The 6,455-nt window shown below is 73.0% G+C and carries 6 protein-coding genes; all 6 read left to right on the top strand.

Features of this window, described 5'->3' with window-relative positions:
• The first annotated feature begins 502 nt into the window (after nucleotides 1-502).
• Entirely contained in the window at nucleotides 503-1,123 is a 621-nt protein-coding gene (locus tag OZN99_RS22770; protein WP_270937548.1) for a PEP-CTERM sorting domain-containing protein, read from the top strand.
• Nucleotides 1,124-1,259: 136 nt separating this feature from the next.
• The gene (locus tag OZN99_RS22765; protein ID WP_270937547.1) at nucleotides 1,260-2,369 is read left to right on the top strand and encodes a glycosyltransferase; all 1,110 of its coding nucleotides are present in this window, start codon (nucleotides 1,260-1,262) and stop codon (nucleotides 2,367-2,369) included.
• Nucleotides 2,370-2,400: 31 nt separating this feature from the next.
• Nucleotides 2,401-3,852, top strand: coding sequence for a glycosyltransferase family 39 protein (locus tag OZN99_RS22760; protein ID WP_270937546.1), 1,452 nt, complete (start codon nucleotides 2,401-2,403; stop codon nucleotides 3,850-3,852).
• A gap of 57 nt (nucleotides 3,853-3,909) precedes the next feature.
• On the top strand, nucleotides 3,910-4,905 hold the full coding sequence (gene msrP, locus OZN99_RS22755) for a protein-methionine-sulfoxide reductase catalytic subunit MsrP (protein WP_270937545.1): 996 nt from the start codon (nucleotides 3,910-3,912) through the stop codon (nucleotides 4,903-4,905).
• Between the two features lie 68 nt (nucleotides 4,906-4,973).
• Complete coding sequence (locus OZN99_RS22750; RefSeq protein WP_270937544.1) at nucleotides 4,974-5,237, top strand: hypothetical protein; 264 nt, start codon at nucleotides 4,974-4,976, stop codon at nucleotides 5,235-5,237.
• Nucleotides 5,230-6,455, top strand: a 1,226-nt coding sequence (locus OZN99_RS22745) for a sigma-54-dependent transcriptional regulator (RefSeq protein WP_270937543.1), incomplete at its 3' end; no start/stop codon positions are given. The genes OZN99_RS22750 and OZN99_RS22745, both read left to right, overlap by 8 nt.

Below are 6,455 nucleotides of genomic sequence, written 5' to 3'. Positions count from 1 at the left end.
GCCTCGGCCATGCCGCGCGCGACGAGGCGCGCGGCGAGGTCCACGCCACCGCCGGGCGCGAAGCCGACCACGGCGCGGATCGGCCGCGCCGGCCAGTCCTGCGCGAGCGCACGCCCGGCCAAGGCCAAGCCGCCGGCGACCAGCGTGAAGCGGCGCCCGATGACGACACTTTCGGCCATCGCCCAATCCCCCCGCGCAGTGGTGAGGGCAGCATCGGGCAGGGCGTTCACATGGGCAATCCGGCGTTGCCGATGCTGGAGTGCCGTCGGAATTCCTTACAGTTCCGAAGCGGCCGACACGGTGGTGGACGCCAAGTCGCTGCAATCACATGGACTAGGTTCATGGCACGTAGATTGCATAGCGTTTTGAGACAGGTACGACCGGGCAAGTCCGGCGCGTCCTATTGGATCGACTCCTTCCGCGCGTCGCTGCCCCGGCAGCGGAGCCGGGAGCATTTGGCGGGGGCCTTGTCGTGAAGCGTTTCCTTCTTGCAGCAACGGCCGTGGCGGGCCTGACGGTCGCGAACGACGCGCGGGCCGCCTTCACCCTGTTCACCAACGGCGCGCTCTTCGACGCCGCCGTGTCGGGCGAGGTGACGGTGCCGTTCACGGTCGCGCCGGCCGTGCTGACCGCCGCGCCGTCGGTGGTTTTCAATTTCGCGCCGACCTTCATCTTCACCGCGCAGGCTGCCTACACGGATACCGGCGTCACCGTCGGCGTCACCGGCACGCAGTGGCGCGGCGCGCCGCAGAATGCCGCGGGCGGGGGTGACCAGTTCATCTTCAGCCGTCAACTGTCGGCCTGGGGTGCGGAGTTCGACAACACGCTGCTGAACGGCACGAGCGACGCGCCGGGCAACCGCCTCCAGGCGCGGATCGGCGGAAGCTGGACCGATGTGATGACGGTGGCCGTCGCGCCGCAGCCCGATACCGGGTTCTACGGCTTCACGAGCACCGTGCCCTTCGACGCCGTGCGCGTGGTGCGCAACGGCGTGGTCCGCGATGCCTATTTCATGGACAACATGCGCTACGTCGTGGACGTGCCGGAGCCCGCGAGCCTCGCGCTTCTTGGACTCGGCCTGTTCGGTCTGGCCGCGGCGAAGCGGGCGCGCCGACACGCCTGACCCGCGCCCCTGCGGGGCTGATCGGCAGCGGGCCGTCGGCACGGCTGGCGCGGTGTCGGGATTCATTACAGCTTGGCAAGGCCGTGCGCCCGGCCCGGGCGTTCCCTCCGCCATGCCGCCGGGCTAAGCCTCACGCGTGAGCGATCTCGTCGCACCTGCCCTTCCGGCCCGCCTCGCCGTCATCATCCCGGTGTTCCGCGAAGCGGCGAATGTCGTGCCGCTGGTGGAGCGGCTGGACGTCGCGCTGGCCGACCTCGCCTGGGAAGCCGTCTTCGTCGATGACGACAGCCCGGACGGCACCGCCGCGGCGGTGCGCGCCATCGCCGCGCGGGACCCGCGCATCCGCTGCATCCGGCGCGTCGGGCGGCGCGGGCTCGCCTCGGCCTGCATCGAGGGGATGCTCTCTGTCTCGGCGCCCTTCGTCGCGGTGATGGATGGCGACCTGCAGCATGACGAGGCGATCCTGCCCGCCATGCTGGCCGCGGTGGAACGCGGCGCCGACATCGCCATCGGGTCCCGCCACGTGGACGGCGGCAGCGCGACGGAGGGGTTCTCGGCGGCGCGCGGCGCGCTCTCGGATGCCGGGACGCGCATGGCGCAGGCCATGCTGCCGGTGCCGGTGGCCGACCCGATGAGCGGCTTCTTCCTGCTGAAGCGCGACCTGGTGGAGGAGATCGCGCCGCGCCTGACCGGGCGCGGCTTCAAGATCCTGCTCGACATCCTGCTGACGCTGCCGCGCCGGCCGCAGGTGGCCGAGGTGCCCTATGCCTTCCGCGCACGGGAACACGGCGCCTCCAAGCTGGACGCGACGGTGCTGCTGGAGTTCGCGGGCCTGCTGATCGACAAGGCGACGCGCGGCCTGGTGCCGCTTCGCTTCGTCGCCTTCGCCGCGGTGGGCGCTTTCGGCGTGCTGGTGCACATGGCCACCCTCGCGGCGCTGATCGGGCTCGGCCTCGGCTTCGATGCGGCGCAATGGGCGGCGACCTTCGTCGCGATGACGGGCAACTTCGTCCTGAACAACCGCATCACCTATCGCGATGCGCGGCTGCGCGGGCCGGCGCTGTGGCGGGGCCTGGCGGTGTTCTACCTGGTCTGCGGCATCGGCGCGGCGGCCAATGTCGGCGTGGCCGGTCTGCTGGTGCGCGACGGCGCGGCGGATTGGGGCCTGGCCGGCGCGGCGGGGGCGCTGATCACCGTGGTCTGGAACTACGCCGTCTCCTCCACCCTGGTCTGGCGCGCCCGCTGACCTGACGCCGGCCGGCGGCTATACGGCGCGCATGAACCCCTGGCTGGCAGCGCTGCTCGCGGTCACGGCGCTGCGGCTGGCCGTCGCGGCCTTCGTGCCGCTGGCGCCGGACGAGGCGTACTACTGGGTGTGGTCGCGCACGCTGCAGGCCGGCTACCTCGACCACCCGCCGATGATCGCGCTGTTCATCCGGGCCGGCACGCTGCTGGCGGGGGAGGGCGCGTTCGGGATCCGGCTGGTGGGGCCGCTGGCGATCGCGGTGGCGAGCGTGCTGCTGGCGCGCGCGGCGGACGACCTGTTCCCTGCGCGGCGCCCCGGTGTCTGGGCCGCGGCGCTGTTCAACGCGACGACGCTGGTCGGCATCGGCAGCATCGTGGCGACGCCGGACCTGCCGCTGCTGGTGTTCTGGACCGCCGCGGTGTGGGCGTTGGCGCGGCTGCATGCGACGGGCGACGGGCGGTGGTGGCTGGCCGTCGGGCTGCTGGCGGGCTGCGCGCTGGCCTCGAAATACACGGCCGTGCTGCTGGGCGCCGGTGTGGTCGCCTGGCTGGTGTTCAGCCGGCCGGCCTGGCGCTGGTGGCGGGACTGGCGGCTCTATGGCGGCGGCGTGCTGGCGATGCTCACCTTCGCGCCGGTGGTGGTGTGGAACGCCACACATGGCTGGGCGTCCTTCGCGAAGCAGGGCGGCCGCGCGGGCAGCGATGCGCCGGGCGTGACGCTGCGCTACCTGAGTGAGCTGCTGGGGGCGCAACTCGGCGCGGCGACGCCGCTGGTCTTCGTGCTCTGCGTCGCCGGCATGGGCGTGGCGACGATGGCCTGGGCGCGGCGGGGAGAGGCCGCGCCGGCGCTGCTGGCCGCGCTGGTGCTGCCCGGCGCCGCGCTGTTCCTGTGGCAGGCGACCGGCAGCCGGGTGCAGGGCAACTGGCCCGCCATCCTCTACCCCGCGGCCTGCATCGCGGCCGCAGCCTGCGCGCCGCGGCGGCTGGATGGCTGGCGGCGGCCGGCGGTGGCGGTCGGAGCGGCGATGACGCTGGCGGTCTATGTGCAATCCGCCTTCGCGCCCCTGCCGCTGCCGCGGCGGCAGGACCCGACCCTGGCACGGCTCGGCGGCTGGGACGCCTTCGCTGCGGCGGTGGAGGCGGAGCGCGCACGAACCGGCGCGGCCTTCGTCGCGGCGGAGGAATACGGGCTGGCCGCACAGCTCGCGCTGCGGCTGCCGGCGGGCGTGACGGTGGTCGCGCTCGATCCGCGCTGGGCGCTGTTCGACCTGCCGCGGCCGGCGATGGGCGTAACCGGCCTGCTGGTCCAGAGCGAACGACGCCACGACGTGCCCTTCTGGCCCGGGGCCGAGCCGGGCGGGCGCGCCGAGGGTCCGCTGCTGCGCAGCCGGCGGGGGATCGAGGCGGAGCGCTACCGCACCTTCCGGGTGACGACGCGCCCGGACATGCCACCGGCCGCCCTGCTGCCGCGTCCTTTGCCTTGACGCGGCGGCCGGGCGGGCGACCTTAGCTTCGACAGGCCCGCTGGAGCGGAGACGGACATGCATTTCCATCGCAGGCGCGGCTGGGAGATCCCGGAGCGCGAGGCCACCCCCCGGCACCTGGTGCTGAACCGCCGCGCCCTGATGGCGGCGGCCGGAGCCGGTGCCATGCTCTCGGCCGAGGCGCAGGCGCAGTGGCTGTTCGGCGGCCGCTCGGGCTCGCCGAGCGATCCCTGGGCGCGCAACCCCGGCGACCTGCCGGACCTGCCGGAGGCGATGCGCAACCCTCGCTACCAGCCCGGCCGCGCGGTGAGCCCGGAGCGCGACGCGATCACCTTCAACAACTTCTACGAATTCGGCAGCAACAAGGACATCTGGCCCACCGCGCTGCGCATGCCCGTGCGGCCCTGGACCATCCGGGTGGACGGCATGGTCGAGGCGCCGGGCGAGTTCGGCGTGGACGACCTGATCCGCCGCATCGGCCTGGAGGAGCGCGTCTATCGCCTGCGCTGCGTGGAGGCCTGGGCTATGACCGTGCCCTGGACCGGCTTCCAGCTCTCGAAGCTGCTCGACATCGTGAAGCCGCTCGGCTCCGCGAAGTATGTCCGCCTCGAGACGGCGCAGGTGCCGCCGCACATGACCGGCCTGCGCCAGACCTGGTACCCCTGGCCGCATATCGAGGGCTGCACGATCGAGGAGGCGGCGAACGAGCTGACCTTCATGCCGGTCGGGCTCTACGGCCGCCCGCTGCCGCCGCAGAATGGCGGGCCGTTCCGCGTGGTGTTCCCGTGGAAATACGGCTTCAAGTCCGGCAAGTCGCTCTCGCGCATCACGCTGACCGACCAGCGGCCGAAGAGCTTCTGGGAGACGCTGCAGGGCAACGAATACGGCTTCTGGGCCAATGTGAACCCGGACGTGCCGCACCCCCGCTGGAGCCAGGCGACGGAGCGCCTGATCGGCACCAACGAGCGTGTGCCGACGCGCATCTTCAACGGCTATGGCGAGTTCGTCGCGGACCTCTACACCAACCTGCAGCGCGAACGCCTCTGGGCCTGACGGGACGGGCCGCCCGGGCGTGCGCCGGCACGGTCGCCAGCGCCCCCTGGCGCGCCTATGATGCGCCGATGATGGTGTTCGGCCTGGCGATGCTGCTGCTGGCCGCCGCGGTCGCCGCCTGGTTCGGGCCGGGCGCGCCGCTCGGCGCGGTGATCTTCGCCATCCATCCGCCCTTCCTCAACACGCTGCAAGCCGGCGTGCAGCGCCGGCTGTCGCCGGATCTGTGGAACGACGCCTTCCTGCCGCTGCTGGAGGCGCCAGGCTGGCTGGTGCCGCTGCTGCTCGGCACGCTGTTCGTCCTGCTGGGCTGGCGGAGGCGCGGGCATGGCTGACGCGAAAGGCCAGGTCCTGCTGGTGGAGGACACCGCCTCGCTGGCGGCGGTCTATGCCGAGTACCTGCGTGCCGCGGGCTATGCCGCCGAGCATGCCCGCAGCGCGGAGGAGGCGCTGAAGCTGGCGCGCGACACGCGGCCGGATGCGGTGCTGCTCGACCTCCGCCTGCCGGATGGCGACGGCATGTCGGTGCTGCGCGAGATCCGGCGGGAGAGCGCGGATGTCGCCGTGGTGGTGATGACGGCGCATGGCAGCGTGGCGACCGCGGTGGAGGCAATGCGCGCCGGCGCCTCCGACTTCCTGGTGAAGCCCTTCGCGGCGGAGCGGCTGGCGGTGACGCTGGCCAACGCGATCGAGCGCGCGGCGCTGAAGCGGGAGGTGCGCGACCTGACCGCCGCGCGGCCGCGCGCCGCCTTCCAGGGCTTCGTCGGCGGCGCGCCCGCCATGCAGGCGGTCTATCGCGTGCTGGAGACGGCAGCGCAGTCCAAGGCGACGGTGTTCATCACCGGCGAGAGCGGCACCGGCAAGGAACTGGCGGCGGAGGCGGTGCACCGCCTGTCGCCGCGCCGCGCCGGGCCGTTCATTGCCATCAACTGCGCGGCCATCCCGCGGGACCTGATCGAGAGCGAGATCTTCGGCCATGTGCGCGGCGCCTTCACCGGCGCGGTGGCCGACCGGATCGGCGCGGCGCAGGCGGCCGATGGCGGCACGCTGTTCCTGGACGAGTTGTGCGAGATGGACCTCTCGCTGCAGGGCAAGCTGCTGCGCTTCATCCAGTCCGGCACCTTCCAGCCGGTGGGCTCCACGCAGGTGCGGCGGACCGATGTGCGCTTCGTCTGCGCCACCAACCGCGACCCGCTGGAGGAGGTGAAGGCCGGCCGCTTCCGCGAGGACCTGTACTACCGGCTGCACGTCGTCCCCGTGCGCCTGCCGCCGCTGCGCGAGCGCGGCGAGGACGTGATCGCCATCGCCGAGGCGATGCTGGCGCGCAGCGCCGCCGAGGAGGGCAAGCAGTTCCGCGGCTTCGCGGAGGAGGCGAAGGCCGCGCTGCTGGCGCATCGCTGGCCCGGCAACGTGCGCGAGCTGGAGAACGTGGTGCGCACTGCGGTGGTGCTGAACGATGCCGAGCGCGTGGAGGCGTCGATGCTGCCGATCCGCCCCGCGCCGGCCGAGCCGCCGGCGAGCCAGCCGCCCGCGCCGCAGCCCGCCCCGCCGCG

The organism is Falsiroseomonas oryzae (genome assembly GCF_027856955.1).
GTDB lineage: Bacteria > Pseudomonadota > Alphaproteobacteria > Acetobacterales > Acetobacteraceae > Falsiroseomonas > Falsiroseomonas oryzae.
This window is presented reverse-complemented; position numbering and strand designations above follow the sequence as displayed.